At 45.1% G+C, this 18909-nt stretch carries 31 protein-coding genes; all 31 read left to right on the top strand.

Annotated features, from left to right (window positions below; translation table 11 throughout):
- Positions 1 to 15 precede the first annotated feature (15 nt).
- Positions 16 to 255 (top strand): hypothetical protein, encoded by a 240-nt coding sequence (locus PSHG_RS19390; RefSeq protein WP_010276541.1) that lies wholly within the window; start codon positions 16 to 18, stop codon positions 253 to 255.
- Positions 242 to 412: a hypothetical protein gene (locus PSHG_RS31045; protein WP_162830538.1), complete on the top strand. Its 171-nt coding sequence runs from the start codon at positions 242 to 244 to the stop codon at positions 410 to 412. Before PSHG_RS19390 ends, PSHG_RS31045 begins: the two co-directional genes overlap by 14 nt.
- 290 nt (positions 413 to 702) lie before the next feature.
- Positions 703 to 906 carry an Acb2/Tad1 domain-containing protein gene (locus PSHG_RS19380; protein WP_010276538.1) on the top strand — a complete coding sequence of 68 codons (204 nt, stop codon included), beginning with the start codon at positions 703 to 705 and terminating at the stop codon, positions 904 to 906.
- Positions 907 to 998: 92 nt separating this feature from the next.
- Positions 999 to 1235, top strand: coding sequence for a hypothetical protein (locus tag PSHG_RS19375; RefSeq protein WP_010276535.1), 237 nt, complete (start codon positions 999 to 1001; stop codon positions 1233 to 1235).
- Positions 1232 to 1714, top strand: coding sequence for a siphovirus Gp157 family protein (locus tag PSHG_RS19370; protein WP_010276531.1), 483 nt, complete (start codon positions 1232 to 1234; stop codon positions 1712 to 1714). Before PSHG_RS19375 ends, PSHG_RS19370 begins: the two co-directional genes overlap by 4 nt.
- Entirely contained in the window at positions 1711 to 2337 is a 627-nt protein-coding gene (locus tag PSHG_RS19365; protein WP_316244850.1) for an ERF family protein, read from the top strand. Before PSHG_RS19370 ends, PSHG_RS19365 begins: the two co-directional genes overlap by 4 nt.
- 1 nt (position 2338) lies before the next feature.
- Entirely contained in the window at positions 2339 to 2713 is a 375-nt protein-coding gene (locus tag PSHG_RS19360; protein WP_010276523.1) for a single-stranded DNA-binding protein, read from the top strand.
- 52 nt (positions 2714 to 2765) lie between these two features.
- Positions 2766 to 3092, top strand: coding sequence for a hypothetical protein (locus tag PSHG_RS19355; RefSeq protein WP_010276520.1), 327 nt, complete (start codon positions 2766 to 2768; stop codon positions 3090 to 3092).
- Positions 3092 to 3376, top strand: coding sequence for an HNH endonuclease (locus PSHG_RS19350; RefSeq protein WP_010276516.1), 285 nt, complete (start codon positions 3092 to 3094; stop codon positions 3374 to 3376). Before PSHG_RS19355 ends, PSHG_RS19350 begins: the two co-directional genes overlap by 1 nt.
- Complete coding sequence (locus PSHG_RS29545) at positions 3373 to 4218, top strand: helix-turn-helix domain-containing protein (protein ID WP_010276513.1); 846 nt, start codon at positions 3373 to 3375, stop codon at positions 4216 to 4218. The genes PSHG_RS19350 and PSHG_RS29545 overlap by 4 nt, the downstream gene beginning before the upstream one ends.
- Entirely contained in the window at positions 4166 to 5443 is a 1278-nt protein-coding gene (locus PSHG_RS19340; protein WP_010276510.1) for a replicative DNA helicase, read from the top strand. Before PSHG_RS29545 ends, PSHG_RS19340 begins: the two co-directional genes overlap by 53 nt.
- Positions 5403 to 5777 (top strand): hypothetical protein, encoded by a 375-nt coding sequence (locus PSHG_RS19335; RefSeq protein ID WP_010276508.1) that lies wholly within the window; start codon positions 5403 to 5405, stop codon positions 5775 to 5777. The genes PSHG_RS19340 and PSHG_RS19335 overlap by 41 nt, the downstream gene beginning before the upstream one ends.
- On the top strand, positions 5774 to 6013 hold the full coding sequence (locus tag PSHG_RS28345) for a hypothetical protein (protein ID WP_010276506.1): 240 nt from the start codon (positions 5774 to 5776) through the stop codon (positions 6011 to 6013). Before PSHG_RS19335 ends, PSHG_RS28345 begins: the two co-directional genes overlap by 4 nt.
- A 13-nt stretch (positions 6014 to 6026) precedes the next feature.
- Entirely contained in the window at positions 6027 to 6410 is a 384-nt protein-coding gene (locus tag PSHG_RS19325) for a hypothetical protein (protein WP_010276502.1), read from the top strand.
- 202 nt (positions 6411 to 6612) lie between these two features.
- Positions 6613 to 6846: a hypothetical protein gene (locus PSHG_RS19315; protein ID WP_010276494.1), complete on the top strand. Its 234-nt coding sequence runs from the start codon at positions 6613 to 6615 to the stop codon at positions 6844 to 6846.
- Positions 6847 to 6851: 5 nt separating this feature from the next.
- The gene (locus PSHG_RS19310; protein WP_010276490.1) at positions 6852 to 7226 is read left to right on the top strand and encodes a RusA family crossover junction endodeoxyribonuclease; all 375 of its coding nucleotides are present in this window, start codon (positions 6852 to 6854) and stop codon (positions 7224 to 7226) included.
- 15 nt (positions 7227 to 7241) lie between these two features.
- The gene (locus tag PSHG_RS19305; RefSeq protein WP_010276485.1) at positions 7242 to 8156 is read left to right on the top strand and encodes a phosphoadenosine phosphosulfate reductase domain-containing protein; all 915 of its coding nucleotides are present in this window, start codon (positions 7242 to 7244) and stop codon (positions 8154 to 8156) included.
- 575 nt (positions 8157 to 8731) lie between these two features.
- Positions 8732 to 8878 carry a hypothetical protein gene (locus tag PSHG_RS30725; protein ID WP_157213477.1) on the top strand — a complete coding sequence of 49 codons (147 nt, stop codon included), beginning with the start codon at positions 8732 to 8734 and terminating at the stop codon, positions 8876 to 8878.
- A gap of 12 nt (positions 8879 to 8890) precedes the next feature.
- Positions 8891 to 9289: a YopX family protein gene (locus PSHG_RS29540; RefSeq protein ID WP_010276477.1), complete on the top strand. Its 399-nt coding sequence runs from the start codon at positions 8891 to 8893 to the stop codon at positions 9287 to 9289.
- Entirely contained in the window at positions 9286 to 9975 is a 690-nt protein-coding gene (locus PSHG_RS19285) for a dUTP diphosphatase (protein WP_010276472.1), read from the top strand. The genes PSHG_RS29540 and PSHG_RS19285 overlap by 4 nt, the downstream gene beginning before the upstream one ends.
- Positions 9976 to 9987: 12 nt before the next feature.
- Complete coding sequence (locus PSHG_RS19280) at positions 9988 to 10290, top strand: hypothetical protein (RefSeq protein WP_010276469.1); 303 nt, start codon at positions 9988 to 9990, stop codon at positions 10288 to 10290.
- 1 nt (position 10291) lies between these two features.
- Entirely contained in the window at positions 10292 to 10573 is a 282-nt protein-coding gene (locus PSHG_RS19275; RefSeq protein ID WP_010276465.1) for a hypothetical protein, read from the top strand.
- Between the two features lie 106 nt (positions 10574 to 10679).
- Positions 10680 to 10871: a hypothetical protein gene (locus PSHG_RS19265; RefSeq protein WP_010276462.1), complete on the top strand. Its 192-nt coding sequence runs from the start codon at positions 10680 to 10682 to the stop codon at positions 10869 to 10871.
- Positions 10872 to 11352: 481 nt separating this feature from the next.
- On the top strand, positions 11353 to 11829 hold the full coding sequence (locus tag PSHG_RS19255; RefSeq protein ID WP_010276454.1) for a sigma-70 family RNA polymerase sigma factor: 477 nt from the start codon (positions 11353 to 11355) through the stop codon (positions 11827 to 11829).
- A gap of 416 nt (positions 11830 to 12245) precedes the next feature.
- Entirely contained in the window at positions 12246 to 12713 is a 468-nt protein-coding gene (locus tag PSHG_RS19250) for a helix-turn-helix domain-containing protein (RefSeq protein WP_010276451.1), read from the top strand.
- Positions 12706 to 14151 (top strand): phage terminase large subunit, encoded by a 1446-nt coding sequence (locus PSHG_RS19245; RefSeq protein ID WP_010276447.1) that lies wholly within the window; start codon positions 12706 to 12708, stop codon positions 14149 to 14151. Before PSHG_RS19250 ends, PSHG_RS19245 begins: the two co-directional genes overlap by 8 nt.
- Positions 14152 to 14160: 9 nt before the next feature.
- On the top strand, positions 14161 to 14373 hold the full coding sequence (locus PSHG_RS19240; RefSeq protein WP_010276444.1) for a hypothetical protein: 213 nt from the start codon (positions 14161 to 14163) through the stop codon (positions 14371 to 14373).
- 40 nt (positions 14374 to 14413) lie between these two features.
- Complete coding sequence (locus PSHG_RS19235) at positions 14414 to 16477, top strand: portal protein (protein ID WP_010276441.1); 2064 nt, start codon at positions 14414 to 14416, stop codon at positions 16475 to 16477.
- A gap of 74 nt (positions 16478 to 16551) precedes the next feature.
- Entirely contained in the window at positions 16552 to 17502 is a 951-nt protein-coding gene (locus tag PSHG_RS19230; RefSeq protein ID WP_010276437.1) for a V-type ATP synthase subunit I domain-containing protein, read from the top strand.
- A 13-nt stretch (positions 17503 to 17515) separates the two neighbouring features.
- Positions 17516 to 17932 (top strand): hypothetical protein, encoded by a 417-nt coding sequence (locus PSHG_RS19225; RefSeq protein WP_010276434.1) that lies wholly within the window; start codon positions 17516 to 17518, stop codon positions 17930 to 17932.
- A 12-nt stretch (positions 17933 to 17944) separates the two neighbouring features.
- Positions 17945 to 18901, top strand: coding sequence for a Mu-like prophage major head subunit gpT family protein (locus PSHG_RS19220; protein WP_010276431.1), 957 nt, complete (start codon positions 17945 to 17947; stop codon positions 18899 to 18901).
- Positions 18902 to 18909: the final 8 nt, after the last annotated feature.

The raw sequence follows: 18909 nt of genomic DNA, 5'->3' as shown, positions 1-18909 counted from the left end.
TCAGGAGGGTACAGAATGGCAAACGATAAAGCTTTAAAAAGTCGAATCGCTACTTTGCAAGAGCGGATTGGGTCGGCAAAAACAGCCGATGTGATCGAGATCAAACTAAGGGCCAACAAGCCAGAGGATGATTACTTTTTTATAGATGCGTCTGATGCGCTTAGGAGCGCCATTATCAAGGCTGCGAAAGACGAAATTGATTACCTAAATTATTTATTTAGCGTGAAAGGGGCTGGCGACAATGCCCGTGACTGACATCATAGAGAGGTTTGAGGTCATCTTCTCGACTACTTGTGGATGTGGAGGGTTTGCAGAATACGAGGTTTACGAGGACAAGCAGCCGCACTGCAAAGCGTGCATGCATGATGCAGTAGATAACGACATCCCGGTATTAGTACGCAAGATTGGGTAGGGCTTAGCCCTATCGTTGAGGATATAGCCCGATATACTCCTCCATCGTTTCGGGGGTTATGTCCTCAACGATGCGGCTAAATCGCATCAAGAGTGGTGGCGGAATAGGTAGACGCTGTAGGGTGGTTAATCTAGCCCGTGATAGACGGGAGATGCCGAGACTACCCGCTGAATGGTAGGCGATTCATGCAAGGTGCAAATCCTTGCCCACTCTAATTATCAAAGCGTCCGCTGGCAAGCCCTAGCGACTTCGGCGGCGGGCGCTCAATACATAGAGAAAGGAGGGATACGATGAATCCCCAAATCGAAAATAACTTTAAGTACCACGCTCCTAAAGAAGGGCAGCCAGAGAAGTATACAGCTATCCGTGAAAAAGCGAAGGAACTTGCATACCTGATTGATGATAAGTGTCCAAACAGTAGAGAAAAATCACTGGCTTTGACTAACTTGGAACAAGCTATCATGTGGGCTAATGCTGCAATAGCGAGAAATTGACATAAAAAAGCCCCTCTGCAAAGGGGCCCCGAACAAAACAGTTACTGATAGTTTAGCATCATTTATCAAATCTATCAAGTGGAGGTATACAGATGCAGGCACAACAGCTATTACAACAGATTAAGTCCCTTGTCGGTGAGTTGGACGAAATCAAAGACCGCAAATTGCAATACGCCATGGTAGACCTTACCGAATGGCTGGACAATAAACTCCCCCAATTAACGGACACCATCGGAGATATGGAATATGTCCTTAACACTGAATACCCCGATCAACAGTTAATTTTAAATGCAGAGTTTGATAAAGCAGCAGAGGAGCTGAGCGCATGAGACTATACGACCTCACAGAGCAGTATCAAGACTTGCTGGACATGCTGGAGCAAGACCCGGACAATCCCTCTTTACAGGCCATGCTGGACGGCCTGGAGGGCGCTATTGAAGACAAGGTAGAAAACATAGTCAAAGTAATTAAATCCCTAGAAGCGCAAGAGAAAGCCCTAGAGACTGAAGCTAAAAACATGATGTCGAAGAAGTCGGCAGTTCGGGTGAACATTGACAGATTGAAAGAACATACTACAGACCTCTTGAACAAATCTGGACTCGAGAAGGTAAAGGGCACATTACACAGTGCTTGGTTACAAAATAACCCGGCTAGCGTATCGGTTGTAGACGAGTCCATCATACCCAAAACCTATTATGTTACTCCTGAACCAGTTTTGGTCAAAAGAATGGTCTTAGAGGATCTAAAGTCTGGACTGACTATCCCAGGCGTTGAACTTAAGCAAGGTAAGTCATTAAGGGTGAGGTGAGGGAGGTGGATGGTTTGAAAGAACGGAGTCTTGTCACCAAGCTTGCTGAGGTCATGAGCCAAGTCAAGCACATTCCCAAAAACGGGTTTAACAAATTCCATAAATATCACTACGCCACTGAAGCCGATGTCAACGAAAAAGTGAGAGAAGAACTATTTAAAAGAAATGTAGTTCTGATTCCAAATATGAAAAGTCATACAGTCCGCGAGCATAAAACTAATGCCAACAAAACCGAATATATCGTCACTGCTGAAATCGAATTCACATTTATGGACGGAGATTCGGGCGAAACCATAGCATTTACTGTTTTTGGAGAAGGTCAAGACGCGGGCGACAAAGGGGTATACAAGGCGATTACAGGCGCGCAAAAATACGCTCTTATGAAAGCCTTTATGATCCCGACAGGAGACGATCCAGAGGCAGACAATCAGAACGAAAACGAAACAGGACAAGGGAAAACGATTAAAAATGATCCTCCTGCAGCTTTAAAAGCCAAGTATCAGATGGGCAAGGGCAGTTTGGACGGATTTGAAGAATGGGTTGCTGATCAGAGGTCAAAAGGCCGTAGTTTCAATCAAATGGAGCATGTGCTGCAGCAGGCTATAGAGAAGAAAGGGGCATGACATGAACAGAGTCAATCTAACTGGTAGATGGACCAAGGATTTAGAGCTTAGACATTTGAATGATGGCACTGCCGTTGCAACGGGGACGATTGCAGTTGATGAAGGATGGGGAGAGCGAAAGAAAACGTATTTCTTCCAAGTAGTGCTTTGGAAAAAGACAGCAGAAGCAGCTGCACAGTATAGCGGAAAAGGTAAACGAGTGGCGATAGATGGGAGACTGACCCAAAGAAGCTGGGAAAAGGATGGTCAGAAGGTATACGTAGTGGAAGTGGTTGGTGACCATGTGGAGTTTTTAGAGTCGAAGGAGCAACAGAAAGACCCTTTTCAAGACGAGGGGAAACCAATAGATATTACATACGAAGACCTGCCGTTTTAGATCCAGAAGTCAAATCAATCTACAAGGAAATATTTGAGGAGGACTGGCCTGAATGGACTTAGTAAACATCACTCAAGAAATGTACGAAACCTCACAAAGGCTAGATCAGGCCAGCCGAGTCATACACAAGATGGCCCGAGTAAAGGCTGAGACGGAAAGAGTCTACCGGATGAAGCTAGCGCAAGAAATGATGACGTTAAAGGCAGAAGGCATGAGCGTCACCTTAATAGCAGACATAGCACGTGGAAACGTGTCTGACCTAAAGTTTGAACGTGATTTAGCAGAGGGACAGTACAAAGCGGCTATCGAATCCATGGAAGCCATTAAAAGCCGTCTGAGTGCCCTGCAAAGCATATTGAGATACCAGGAGGAGAGATAATGGCGATACCAGTACCGAAGCCGAAATTCAAGCGTCACAAACCGACAGCCAAGCAACGAGGGGAAGTCACTAAGAAGGTTAGGGATCAGTTGGAAGCACGGTCAGGCGGCATGTGTGAACGCTGCGGAAGACATGGCGTACAAGCTGCACACATCACAAGACGTTGGAAGCTCAAAAAGACTACAGTAAACGACTTAATCCACCTTTGCATCAGTTGCCACCATTGGGCAGATAACACGGCAGACGGTCGGAAGTGGCTCAAGAGATTGGAGGGACAGAAATGAACTATATAAAGGAAATAAACGCATTTTACGACTGGTTGGAGTCAAACCCCTTGCCAAGTGAAGCTATCGCCTTATGGCACGCTCTCATGTCTATTTGCAACAAAGCCGGATGGCTGAGCGAGTTCACGGTAGCTAATTCAACCCTCCAAGCCAAAGCTGGATTGTCCCGAAAGCAGTTGGACAGATGGAGATCTAACTTAATGGAATACGGAAGAATTACCTATCAAAAATCCAACAAAGTTAATGAAGCTGGGAAATATACACTAATCAGTTTCAATTCCCCGATTGTTCAAAACGGGATACAGAACGGGACACAAGAAGGGACACAGAACGACACACAAAAGGGTGCACAAGACGACCTTCAGACTCTTCCGATTGTTCAAAACGGGACACAGAACGACACACAGAATGGGGCACAGAACGGGCACATTATTAAACTAAACAAAACTAAAGAAGATATATATGTGATTTTCGAGTTTTGGAAGAATAGCGGACTAAAGAAACATCCCAAGATTACTCCGCAGATCGAACAACAATGCAAATGGAAGATTGAGAAGTACGGAACAGACAGGTTATTAGAGTCGATAACCAATTATGCAAAAATCCTTCACAACGAGAATTATGTTCTGGATACGAAATGGGGACTAGATACATTCTTGGAAAGAAATCATTTTGAAAAGTTCTTTTCAGAAAATGACCCTTATAGCTTTTACCCAAGGAATAAAAGACAACCGCAGACCGGACCGCATCTAGAACTCGTAGTCCCGACCAAGGAGGAGAGGGATTTCCTTGAGCAAGTATACGAACAACAACGGATTAGAAACCAGCAGAAACGAGCCTAGAGCCGAGATTTTAGGGGGGTTCCTTTCAGACCCAAGTCTTTTGGATGAGTACCGGCAGCAGCTAACACCGGAAATGTTTGCAGAGTATCGCTGGCTTTATAACCTGATTTTAGAAGTGGCAGACAGCGAAGGGTTGACCTTTAGAGGGGTATCCTCCCGTTGCGACTTATACCAGATACAGACCCTACACCAGGTAAAGGCATCGTTTTTCAGCGAACGCAGACTGCCGGACCTTATAACCCATATCAAAAAAGAAAACCTAAGTCTCGTGATTAAAAACATAGCCCGGCAGGCGCTTGAAACCGATGATCCGGACGAAGCATTAAGACTCTTGCAGCAGGAAACTTACACCTTGTCATCAACCGAATCAGGTACAGAAAAAGACTTTGACCAGGAACTAGACGAATGGGCTGCTGAGGTCATGGAAATAGCCGATGATCCAAGCAAGGCCTACGGCATGATGACCGGACTAGGCGAACTAGACAGATTTACGATGGGGTTTCAAAGAACTGACTTTTCGGTGATCGGTGCTAGAACCAGCATGGGGAAAACGGCTTTTGTAATCGAGCTTATGTTACGCCTACACAAGGCGGGTTACAAAGTAGCAATGTACTCCTTGGAGATGGGTCGGAAGCAGTTGTTTTACCGGATGATAGCCAGCTTAATGCAAGTGGATTTTGAAATGTTTAAATCGGGGAAATTGGCGAAAACACACTACGAAACAGCCATGAAGCGCAAAGAAGAGTTACGGGGGCTGGTAATCAACGACACCCGGGGCGTAACGGCTGATTATATATCCGATGACATGAGGCGGTTGAAACGAACGCAGGGACTGGATTTTGTTGTTGTCGACTACATCCAGGACGTACACGAACCAGGCGAGACAAACGATAACAGCGGTAGCGCGATATCCCGTATATGTCGTAAATTGCGCAAAGCAGCAAAAATAAGCGACTGCCATGTTATGGGGCTCTCACAAGTCGTCAGAGACGTGGAAAAGCGACAGGACAAGAGACCACTTAACTCAGACCTATCAGGCAGCACAGGGATAGAAACAAGCGCAGATGTGATTGCACTTTTATACCGGGATGACTATTACAACCCGGATACGGACAGAAAAGGAATCTTAGAGGTCAATTTTACCAAGCAAAGAAACGGAAAAACCGGAAAGGTGGAACTCTATTATGACCGCACAACCCAAAAGATTAGCAGCTTATCAAGATGAAGTGGTGTATGAGTTGATGGTCAACTTTCAGGATATGTTCGTCAGGCATTTAGGCATTGCTCTTGAAACCGGGGAGTTGGACGAAATCAATTATCGGCGGCTGATGATGGACACTTGCACGGCAGAAACGGTTGAAGAAGTATTTAGTTTTTACGAAGACAAGTACAAGGAATTGAAAGAGTGCTTTAGGAAGAACATGCTAAACCGGATCCTAAAGGGCGCTGAGTACATTGAAATGATCGGTAAGGACCATCCGAATTACAAGCGAGCAATGGAAAAATATGATCGGTTAGTCGAGAGCTACCGAGAGTTTGAGAGAAGGGAAAGCGCATGAATCGATGGCATGTTTACACTCACTTAAAACAAACCTTTATGTATTCGGGACAGGTCCCGACACGGTATGAAGTCACAGAGAAATTTGGCAACGAAATGAGTAAGGAAGAATTAGAAGAGGGCATTTTGGAGTTTGAAATGATGGCGAACGTCACAGTTAAATCAACGCCAGATTATAAGTGGACACTGGACCTGAAAAATAAACACTACCGGAGAGCAGAAAAATTACGCATCTAAGGAGGGTAAATCGATGGGTGAATTAGCCTATGTAACGCCAAGAGATAAGTTAATCATCAACCACATAAGCAACAGCGGGAAAGCGCCAAAAATGAAAAGCAAAAACATACTTAAACAAAGGCTCAATAAGTTACTAGACCAAGGGCTCATCAAGAGATTAGATCGTGGTGTATACGAGGTAACAGACAAGCCATATGTCGTGGTCTTAAAACGACCTATTAAGATCAATTCAATTAAATATCGCGTTAACTTATCACAATCGCAAATTGATTATATATTAGCCAATTACATGCTATATCGCCGTAAACGAGGATTACTAGCAGCTCAATTAGGCTTGAGTAGATTAGACCTTAACTTTGCCATTATGGATTTAGGTCTATGTAGTGGTGATGACTAATGTATAGGATGACGAGTTATGGTAAGCCATTTGGAGGGCCGAAAACCAGCAAAGAAGCAATAACCACAGTAAGGACAATGGGGCACATCATAAAAGGTTTAGGATACATGCCAATCAATCAACGTCCTCTGGAGCAGGATCAGAGGGATAGTATCAAACGGATCGAGGAACGGGCAAGAGAGGCGAAGGAGGAAGAACAAAGATGAAACTAACGGATAAACAAAGGGAAGAGATAGAGCAAAAGTATCTGAAGTTCTGCGAAGAAGACCCCTTTAATGATCAATATGTGATCCATACTAACGACATAGAGCGTTTGATATCCAGCGAACAAGCATGGAAAGAGGAAGCAGAGCAACTAAGTGAAGAAAACGAACGGCTAAAGGATGCACTAGAAAATATACAGAATGAACTAGGCCGAGGCTATCCAGGAAGGTGAATAGAGTGGAGAACAAACCACCAACCAAACATAAAATCATCATCCCCGGAAATTTACCGACCATGAACGAAATGATAGACGCATCTAAAGCTCACTGGAGCGTCTACAGAGACATGAAAGAGCAGAACACCCAATTAGTCGCTATGATAGCCAAACGGCTGCCGGAGATCGACAGAGCCGATCTAATCATAACTTGGTACTGCAAGGACAGACGAAAGGATAAGGACAACATAGCAGCTGGGCAAAAGTTTATTTTGGATGGGCTGCAGCAGTCTGGACGGATGAAAAACGATGGGTGGAAGCAGATCGGGGATATCACACATCGGTATGAAGTTGACAAGAAGAATCCACGAGTAGAGGTTGAATTGCTGGTGGGATAGAGGGGAGAGAAAGGGATGGGACAAACGGTGAACGTAATGACTGTATCCGGAGGAAAGGACAGTGCAGCCATGTGGATATACGCTGTCAAGGAACTAGGTGTTGAGGTATATCCCGTCTTTTGCGATACCGGAAATGAACACCCCATGACGTATGAATATATTGATTACCTGGAATCAGTGCTTGGTCCGATCCATCGAGTCAAGGCTGACTTCTCGAAGCAGATCTCCCATAAGCGAGAAGTGGTTCAGACGAAATGGAGAAATGACAGAGTTTCAGAAGAAATTATCCAGCAGGCTCTTGAGATGCTTCACCCTACAGGAAATCCGTTTCTAGACATGTGCTTGTGGAAAGGCAGATTTCCTTCGACAAAAGCAAGATTCTGCACTCAAGAACTAAAAATAATCCCCACTTTGGAACAAGTCTACATCCCGTTGCTGGAGGACGGTAAGGAAGTAGTAAGTTGGCAGGGGGTTAGGGCGCAGGAGAGTCCTCACAGAGCTAGGTTGACGGAATGGGAAGATACCCCAGAAGGATACCGAATTTACAGACCGTTGCTCAAATGGTCAGTAGAGGACGTGTTCGAGATGCACGAACGGCACAGCATTAAACCCAACCCTCTCTACAAAATGGGAATGGGGCGCGTCGGATGCATGCCCTGCATCAATTGCGGTAAACAAGAACTGTTTGAAATTGCTCGTAGATTCCCAGAAGAAGTGGCCCGGATCGCTGAATGGGAGGAACTGGTTAAGAAGGCTAGCAAGCGACAGGGAGCAACATTTTTCCCCACTGCCAACGGTCAAGGGGAAGGTGTCCATGAAGTAGTTGAATGGTCGAAAACCACTTATGGCGGCAAACAATACGACCTGGTGAAGGCAATTGAATTTGAGGATGTACCCGTTTGCTCTAGTCAGTACGGATTATGTGAGTGAGGGGAGAGGAAAGGACATGGGAAGTGTATTATCTAATAGGAGTGCGAAGGATAGGCGAGAACTTGACTATTACCCAACTCCACCAGAAGTTACGCATGCGTTGATGGATTTCTTGAAGCTGCCTCGCGACTTAATTGTATGGGAACCGGCTTGCGGAGAGGGTCACATGTCGAAAGTAATAGAGTCTTACGGGCATGAGGTCATATCCACAGATATCAGATATACGGATTATGGTACTGGGGGGGTAGATTACTTGACGGCGAAACCAGTATCTTGCGATGCCATAATTACCAACCCACCGTTTAAACAATCGGCAGAATTTATCCGTAAAGCGATATATGAGGCTCCCATTGTGGGGATGTTGCTTAAGTCTCAGTACTGGCACGCAGCAAAGCGAGCAGATTTGTTTGACAAATACCCTCCTGCATGGGTTTTGCCACTCACCTGGAGACCAGATTTTCTTTTCGGATCCAAAGGGGGAGCGCCAACGATGGAATGTATTTGGACGGTTTGGGAACGGGGACAAACGGACACGAGATATCGAATCTTAAGTAAGCCGAAGTGAGGTAGAGTAAATGAAACCCGGCCAACGCTACAAACTAGGCAACCACAAAGTAACGGTAACGTCCATCATAGGTAACATGGTCTTTATCGAGGGACGCAAGACAGTCAAGCAAGGCATACCGATCAAGGAGTTTAAGAGAGTCGCTAAGGCGATATAGGGAGGCAAGAGAATGAGAGAGTATAGAGGCAAACGGATCGATAGCAAGGAATGGGTACATGGATATCTCATTGGCGATGATGTCATTGTTGGGCCAATTGTGGAATTCGACGATGAATATTTCAATACAGAATATTGGTATAAGGTCGATCCTGAAACGGTAGGGCAATATACCGGCAGCAAAAACAGAGGTTACGAAGGCGACATTATCAGCTACGTAGAGCCAGAAAGAGGGGAACACGGCGACATAATTGGCTACAACTATTATCTGGGTGTGGTGGAATGGGATAACGAAAGGTCGGGTTTTATTCTTCGCTGCTCTAACGGGAATGAGTGGTTAGAAGATCTTATGAATATCACGATAGTGGGTAACCGCTGGGACAATCCAGAGCTATTGGAGGCCAAACAATGAACATATCAGAGCTAGTAAACATGCAACGGGAGTTGGATGCGAGGATCATAAAGGACAAAGGAATAGAGGGGCAAGACCTGTTTGCTGACAAGGTGCTAGCGCTGCTTACGGAGATTGGGGAGTTTGCGAATGAGACACGCTGCTTTAAATACTGGTCAAAAGATCAGGATCCGAGGACAACACTAAAATGCAACAAATGTAATGGAAACGGATATAAAGAATGGTTTTCTGGGAGTCTTGAAGCTAACAACCTTCAACAAGAAACAACTACTTGTGAAGAGTGCGGAGGGATTGGAGAAATCAAAGAAATTAACCCTCTACTCGAAGAATACATTGATTGCTTCCATTTCTTCCTTTCGATCGCGATATACAAAGGATGGGAAGAACACCTATACATTCACGAAGAAGCGATTGAAGAAATAAGGGGAAAAAGCTTGGACGGTGGATTGACGGGGGCTATCCTCGAAACGTCCTACTGGATACTAAAGATGAAAATGGAAAAGGACAAGGACGAAAAGATAGAAAAAGCATTTGGATACAGCAAGCAAGTATTTTGCTTTAAAAACGCTTGGTTTTGCTTTATAGCAGTTGGGATGGTCGGTTTTAATTTCACTTGGGATCAGTTATGTGAGGCTTACATGGCAAAAAACCAGATCAATCACGATAGGCAAGCCACAGGATATTAGGAGGGATAGCAAATGCCAATTATCAAAAATAATGAATACACACAATTAGAGTTTGGTCATGGCGATATCGATGTAGCACCTGCACTACTTAAACAAGATGATATTGTTGGAGCTGTATGCTTTTTCAATCGAACCACAGCAAACAAGATAGGAGAACACGTAGATTATGAGCCGAACTTGGAAGTGGATCTAAAAGATACTCCTGTAAGAATGACATTTGAAAAGGTTGAATCCATAGATGTTGTCATTAAGATGCTGAAAGAAACCAAACGAATGATGATTGAAAAATCCCTTGAGATAGGAGTGGAGGGATAGCATGTCAGAATGGAAAGCTATCAGTGAAGCCGTACAGCGAGAGAATCAGCAGCTAAGGGAAGAGAACCAGAAGCTAAGAGAAGACAAGTCACGACTTCTTACTACCTTGAAAGAATACAAAGATAACTCAGACCAAATCATTAAGGAAGCTGTAGAGGAACGGGATAAGCTCATAGAAGCCTTACGAGAAATCGAAGACGAATCCAGCCAAGAAGACGCTTGTATCACAAAGATAAATGGTATTGCACATAGTACATTAAAGGAAATCGGGGTGACTCCATGATATCCATAGGTTTAGGAATACTACTCTTTGTAATAGCGACTATGGCGTTTGCTTGTGCGGTAAAGGGTGCAGCTAAGAGGATGCCTCAGAAAGGGGAGGGGTAAGAGTGGACGATGCAATAAGCAAGAAGATGATATTAGACTGGATCGCTACCCGCAAAAGTGCACTAGAACAAGTTGTCAAACAACATACTGGATATCATAAGCGGCACTTGAGCGGACAACACAGCGCACTTGTTGACTTAGAGTGGGAAGTCGAATCCGGTAGTTTTGATATAAAAGGCTATTCGGATTATTGAGTTGAAACGAAAATTTCACATTCCATTGATGTTAGTAAATGGGTGTTGCAAAGTATACAAAAAAGCGAAGGAGAGTGAAGGAATATGAAGACAGCCAAGGTTAAGTTTATACGCGAGATTGAAGCCTTACGGCAAGGCGTTGACACCGATGATGAGAGTCGGGATATGTCGCTCACAGTGTGCGAATGCATGAATTGCCACTGGACGTTTATTGGAGATTGTGAGCGGCAGGGATACGGGTTTACGAATCAGGGCGTTCAAGTGCCGAATTTCTGTCCTATGTGCGGCAGTAAGTTCGACGATGATCTACTGGAATGATTCATATTACTGGAAATTGAAACACCCATTTCAACCATAAAATCCGAATACCCATATAAAAGAGAGCGAATAAAACAAAATTCCCCCACCGATCCTGGGGAGGGGCAGTGGGGGAAACAAGAGTTCCTATACCAATTATACCACATGGGAAGGGGTATAACACATGAAAACATGGATAGAGACTCTTACAGACGAGTATAGCGAAACAAACAGGGAATTAAAACGGTATAGAGAGAGTTTGGACAGGACAGACGAAGCAGGAAGAGACGAATTTACCGTAGTGGGTGGGATGATAAACGATATGGACTTCGCGCTGCAATGGATGCGTAACGGGCGCAGACCAGGCAACCGTAGGGGTATAGAGCGCCAGAGTGTGTACCAGAGGACGGCTTTGCTTGATCCAGACATATTCCCGAGTTTGGATCTGGAAACGCCTGAGAAGCCGTTAGATGACCGAGACAAGCGAAAGCTAGTGGATATGTTGTGGAATCTATCAGCAAGAGAAAGACAATGTTATTTGCTGCATATGAGCTATGGAATGAGTTACGCAGAAATTGCACGAGAATTAGCTCTTTCAAGGAGAACAGTCCAGCAATATGTAGAAAGGGCGAAAGAAAAAATAAAAAATTCTGCTGCTTGACGTGCAAATGACGTACAAGCGCCAGATATAAGTGAAGGGTACGCAGACAACCGCAGGTCTAGCGTACCTTTTACTATGTATAGTTGCTAATGTAATAACATAAGGCTCTTAGAGCATCATATAAAACCGATAAGTCGGGATATGGGCCGTATAGGCAGATAAGGATGCTCTCTTTTTAGATTAAGGCTCACTTCGGTGGGCATAAAAAAAGAGCCCGGGGATGCTTTCCCACAAAGGCTCATAAATAATTATAGCAAATCAACGCAAGCGGGTATATAGGATTATTGTCATGCACCCTCGGGTGCTTTTTATTATGGTTTTATACATCGATGCGCATAAAGATACGTAAAAGTATCAAAATTCACGGGGTAAATACAGAATTTCGTGAATATTCAGTGAATAGAGGAGATGATCAGATGGCAGGAGGCAGGAAAAGCAAGTACCATACGCATGTGGAGCCTAAGCTCCTGCTAGTGGAGGCATGGGCTAGAGATGGATTAACGATAGACCAAATAGCAGATAATCTGGGTGTAGCAAGTTCCACTCTGTTTGACTACAAGAACAAATACCCGGAGTTGTCGGAGGCCTTAAAAAGAGGACAGGAAGTTGCTGACGTTGAGGTCGAGAATTCCCTTTATAAACGTGCTCTTGGCTATCGATACGATGAAGTCACTAAAGAGGCTGTTACTGACCCAAAGACAGGCAATGCAATCATGGTCGAGACTAAACGAGTGACAAAGGAAGTACAGCCAGATGTAACAGCTCAAATATTCTGGCTTAAGAACAGAAGGCCGGATAAGTGGCGAGATAAGAAGGACATTGACGCTAACCATTCAGGTGGCCTAACAGTCGTCTTTGATGATGGAATGACCAAAGATGAATAAGGTCGTGATTCCTTATAAACCGCAGCCGAGACAAAAGGTATTCCACCAAGTAGAAGCAGACGAAATTCTCTACGGGGGAGCAGCAGGGGGAGGAAAGTCCGAGGCTACTATATTTGATACCCTTAAGTACGCCATGCAATACCCAGGTAGCCGACAGATTATATTCCGGCGGACGTATCCAGATTTGCAACGTTCTATAATCGCTCGGACGCTTCAGGTATTTCCAAAAGAGTTAGGTAAATATAACTCATCCAAACATGAATGGAAGTTTTTGAATGGCAGCATCATCGAGCTAGCGTATTGGGACAATGACGCAAACTACATGAACTATCAAGGTGCTGAATATGATGTTATCCGATGGGAAGAGTTAACGCAGTTTGAGGAAAAATGGTACAAGTACATGCTTTCCCGTTTACGGGGTAGTAAACCGTATCCACGCAGCGTCAAGAGCACTACTAACCCCGGAGGGATAGGACACACTTGGGTCAAAAAGAGGTTTGTATCCATCGGACAGCCAGAGGTAGTCCATAACATACCAGAAACGGACGATGATGGAAACCCATTGTTTTGGCCCGAAGGAACACCACAAGCAGGAGAGCCCATCATAAGAAGCCGCATCTTCATCCCTGCTAATGTGCATGACAACCAAGCCTTGGTCCAATCGGATCCGGGTTATTTGGCGCGTCTTTTGGCTCTACCCGATATTGAGCGCAAGCAGCTGCTTGAAGGGGATTGGGATGTATTCGCAGGTCAGTATTTCAGTGAATTTACACGCTCTATTCATGTTGTGGAACCATTTGATATACCGAGGGAATGGAAGCGATATAGAGCGCTGGACGAAGGTTACACTGATCCGTTTGTGTGTTTGTGGATTGCTTTAGCTCCTGACGGCACTGCTTACTTATATAGGGAGTTGTCACAAACTAAACTCTTAACGAGCCAACAAGTGGAAGCTGTGAAGCTAAACAGCCCGGTTTCAGAGCGATATGAATACAATGTGGCAGATACAAGCTTCTGGAACAAGGCCAAGACGGAAAACATAACACCTGCTGAGATATTCGCTCAAAAGGATGTTCCATTAATCCAAGCCAAAAAGGAACGGGTTAACGGCTGGAAACGACTCCGCGAATGGCTACACGTTAAGACAGAACTCGACCATGTAACCGGGAAGACTTACAAGACAGCAAAGTTAAAGATATTCTCGACATGTATCAAGGCAATCGAAGCGATCCCAGCAATGATGCACGATGAAAAAAAAGTAGAGGATGTAGCAGCACACTCATTAGACCATATACCGGATGCATTAAGGTACTGGGTAATGAGTCAGCCTACTCCAGCTAAAGGAGATTCGGCGTGGTCGGCTACCCCGGATGAATCGACAAGAAAGAACTTTGATGACGAAGACGAGAACGAATTTGAAATAGAATCCTTTTGGTGAGGTGATAACATGCTAACCACAATAGCTATCCTATACTTGGTACTGGCTGCATTTAGTGCCATAGTGATACTTAAGCAACAAAAGACGATAGAGCGCCTGACGGACCGTCTAATGGCCCGTGACTATAAAGAGTACAAAACTATGACGGACGCTCCAAAGTCCGTGGATGAGCCTAAAAGAGAACCTCTTAGCTGGTATGACGATAGAGACATAGAGGATTAAGCCGAGAGGCTTTCTTTATTTTTCGGAAAGGGGTGAAAACGTGGCTGTACTAGACAAGATTAAAGGTATCTTTTCGGGAGATACAGAAACCCAAAACAGCAATCCGAACACGCCGAAGCAGCAAGAGATATATGAGATGGTGTCCAATGACTATCAAGTGTTTAAAGCTGCCAGACAGCCCATGGAGCCGATCTGGCGACAGGAACAAAGGTTTTATATGGGCGACCATTGGCACGGGCTTAGACCTGAGTCAGTTTCACGACTAAGACCTAATAGCGTGGATAACGTTGCCTGGTCACAGATAGAAGCGATTGTAGCCAAGTTATGCGGTTGGGATCCATATCCCGACTTCGAGCCACAAGAACCACAGGACGACCAAAAGGCAACGGAACTCAACGAGTTTATCCCTCACGAGCTTAAGCAGATTAAGTTTAGGTCAAAGCACGTCCGGGCAGTCAGGCGCATGGTTATACATGGCCCTCTTATTTACAAGGTGGTCTATGACCCGACCATAGAGGGTGGCCGGGGGAATAATCGCTATATTGGACAGAACGACATTTTGCCAGTATCTTTAGATAGTTTTTATCCTGATCCCCGTATTAGAGATTTCAATAACTTGCAAAAGGGACAGGCTCACATCATACGCACGCCGAGGCCGATTGAGTACTTTAGGGAGCGTTGGCCGGGACAAGGCGACAAGGTAACAGCAGACTATCAAGGTGAAGATGACGTATTCGACAATGATGGTCAATCCATTGATAGCTTTAACCGGGATGAATATATCAGCGAAGACACCACCACCAACCAGCAGCAATCCACGCTTATAGAGTATTGGTATAGAGGCGTTCCAAAAATGATGAGCCGAGAGGATAAGGAACTCTTTAGGGAGTTAGGCGAGGAAAAGTTAGCCTCTGGTCTTGACCCCTCTGAAGCCTTTGCAAAAGCCGAGGGACGCATGGAAGGGGTACATTGCATTTATATTTCAACGTCTGGAGTCTTTTTGGAGCATAAGTCCTACGTGTATGACCATGGACAATATCCTTTTATAGCACGCACATTATTTCCGGACGAACAAAACCCGTGGGGCAAAGGATATATGCGTGACATGATCAAGCCTCAGATCATGCTAAATAAATTTGCCGAAATCGCTATTGAGACAATGGCGAAGCAAGGAAATGGCGCCATTGTATATGAAGAAGGAGCCATTACAAGGCCGAACACCTGGAAGGAACAGCGTTCGCAGTCGGGGGCCATGTTACCAATAGCTCCTGGTCGCATGAATGACTGGAAAGAGCTCCAGGGCGTCAACATTCCGAACACCGTCTTCAACATGCTGGAGTACTACAAAGACATGTTGCAAAAGATTCCGGGGCAGTTTGACAGTGCAAGGGGCCAAGCAAACTCCAATGTTACATCAGGAGAGCAGGCCAAGGCCTTGATAAGTGCATCCAGCACACTTCTTAATCTTGCAACATCCATTATAGAAGGAGCACTTGAGGAAGTGTTTGCTCAGTACATCGAGCTTATAGCACAGTTTTACACAACCGACCGAATAGCCCGAGTAGTAGGCGAAAGAATCATTGCAATGAGCCGGGATCGCCTGATTTCTCTCGCTGAATCGCAATATGAACAGGTAGACGAAACTGGACAACCGATAGAACAGCCGGTATTAGAAGAGTACGTTCCACACTTTGACATTAAGGTTAATATCAGCGTGGACAAGCCTCAGGACAGGGAATATTGGATTCAGTTGGCTTTTAACCTCTTGCAGATGCAAGACCCGGTAACAGGCATGCCAATGATCGACATGGAAGGCGTACAGTACACCATTGCTAACGGTCGCATGGAGCCTTTCGATATCATAAGGGCGAGAATCGAGGAAAACGCCGGGTTACAACAACAAATGATGCAATTACAGCAGCAAAACCTAGAGTTAACCGGGCAATTGCAACAAATGGGGCAAGCTTTACAACAACAGCAACAAGCTAACATGCAAGGTGAAGCTGAATTCATGAGACAACAGAGAGAGGCGCAGAAGGAGCAATTTAATCAAGAGATTCAGCGCGGAAAACTCGAAGTAGAAGCAGCGAAACTATTGAGGTAACACGGGGCATTGGTGAGAATCCAGTGCCCTATTTATATTAGCGGCAGCCATACCGCGACAGGAGGAAATGAATTATGACAGATCAAATCGGCAGCCATACCGAAGAGATTGAAACGACAGTAGACGAGAAGAAACAGGACATAGCGAGCGCTATGGAGGCGTTTGGCTTGGAGTATCAGACGGAGGAAGAAACGCCAGCAGAAACAGAAGACGAGGAACCGGAAACCGATCCTCCCGCCACAGAGGGAGAGGAACCGGAACCGAAACAGGAACCAAAGAAGGTTAAGGTCAAATTTAACAAGGAAGAAGTCGAAGTTGATGTTAATGACGAAAACCTTCCAGAGTACGTTCAAAAGGCACTAGCTCTTGATAAGGAGAGGGAACGTAAAACCGAACTGGAAAAACACCTGGATCGAGCAGCCAAACTCGCCGGGTTTAAAGACCATTCGGAGTTTGTTGCTAATATTGAGCTACTAGAACAGGCCCAAGTCAAGAAGCAACAGGACGAATACGAACAGTTGCAGAACAAGCTTTTGGACGAACTTGAAGAAAACGGAATCGATCGTCAGCAGGCTGAACAGTACTTGAACAATCATCCTTTACTACAGCAGGCCAAACAAGCGCTTGAAGAAAAGGAACGCCTGAAAAAAGAACGGGAAGAGATTGAACTTAATCAGCAAAGACAAAAAAAATGGGAAGAACTTTTCCAAAAGTACCCTGAGACGGCCCAGGAAGTCGATTCAGAAGGAAATGCACCTTGGTTTACGCCTGATATGATTGATCGCATCCAAAGGGGTTATGACCCGGTAGATGCTTATGAATTGGCGCACCGGGATAAGATTCAAGCGCAAGTTAAAAAACAAGCCGAACAGCAAGCCATCAAGCAGCAGAAACTCAACAAAAGGTCGCTTGTAGAAACTCAAACGGACGGTGATATTGAACCGGAAGTTCCGGAAGAGTTGGCAACGGCTTTTTCTATGTTCGGTTTATCACCAAAACTAGCAAAAAAATACGCGAAGAAGTAAGGAGGACTTACCTATGCAGGGATTTAGATTTGTATACAACGAGTACGGTGCACCGACAAGCCGTATCACAGACATTTTGTTTACAGATGGAGAGGACGGAAGTGCTGGCGAAGCTGTAAAGATTGACGCTGGGCGCTGGACAAAGGCGGGGGCTACTGATGAAATTGGGGGCTTCTTGTCGTCCAATATCGAATCCGGAACTGATCAACCGTGTGAAGTGTTTCAGGCCCGGGAGGGAGACGTTTTTGAAGCAGCCTTTACCGGAACGCCAGACGCCGGATTTGTCCCTGGGGCAAACGAAGTGGCAATTGCAGCTGATGGTCTATCGGTAGACGCTGCCACAGTAACAGGTGGATCTATTGCAGTTTTAGGAGTAATCGAGGATAAGAAAGTGTGCCGTATCAAAGTAAAAAAACGGCAACTTAGCTAAGGGGGTTAAACCATGCAAACAAAATTACAATGGAATTCAGATGTACTAGAACCAGTTTTCCGTGAGCTTTACTCCACAGCAATGAAAGATAAGAAGGACTTTATTCCCGACATGTACGGGGTGGAAAACTCCACAAAGGATACAGAAAGCTACGATGGCGCTGGTGGAGAGGGTCTTTTAGAGGACTGGAACCACAGTGGAAACCAAGTCCACTATGAAGACATTGACGAGCTATGGGAAAAGAGAATTCGTAATCACAAATATTCTGGTGGTCGTGAGATCGACCGGGACTTTATCGACGATCTGAAGCTGACTCAAATTAAAGACCGTATTACCGGGCTTGCTGATGCTACGTACAAAACCCAGCAATATCAAGCGGTTGAATTTCTTAACAACGCTTTTGTTACAGCTGGACCTGACTTTAAAGGGCGTAACTATAACTCTGCTGGACCCGATGGCGTGGCGTTATGTGCAGCAAACCATCCTTATAGCCCTAAAAATAGTGTCGATGTACAGTCTAATCTTGGAGACTCTCCACTTACTATTGATGCTTGGGATGACACTGTAGTGGCAATGCAAGAGTGGGTAGATGACAAAGGGAATTTGATGGCCGTCATGCCAGATCGTCTTATTGTTGCTCCGTATAACAGGCGTGCTGCCCTCCAAATTGCTGGCGTTCCGGGCAAGGAGATTCCCAAGTATGAGCCGGGATCTGATCAATTTAACATCAACATCTATCAAGGTGAGATTACTGTTGTGGTCAATCCCTTCCTTAAAAACCGTCATGCCTGGTTTGCAGTTGATACAGCCAGGATGAGGCGATATAACAAATGGCAATGGAGACGCAAACCTGAGAATGGCTCCATTACTGACTTTGACAAAGAAACATTGAAATACAAGGTTATCGGCCGCTGGGGGAGAGGTTTTATCAACTATTCCTTCATTTACGGACACAATCCACAACCTTAAGAGAGGGG

Origin of the sequence: Paenibacillus senegalensis JC66, assembly GCF_000285515.1 — a bacterium.
Taxonomy (GTDB): domain Bacteria; phylum Bacillota; class Bacilli; order Paenibacillales; family NBRC-103111; genus Paenibacillus_L; species Paenibacillus_L senegalensis.
This window is presented reverse-complemented; position numbering and strand designations above follow the sequence as displayed.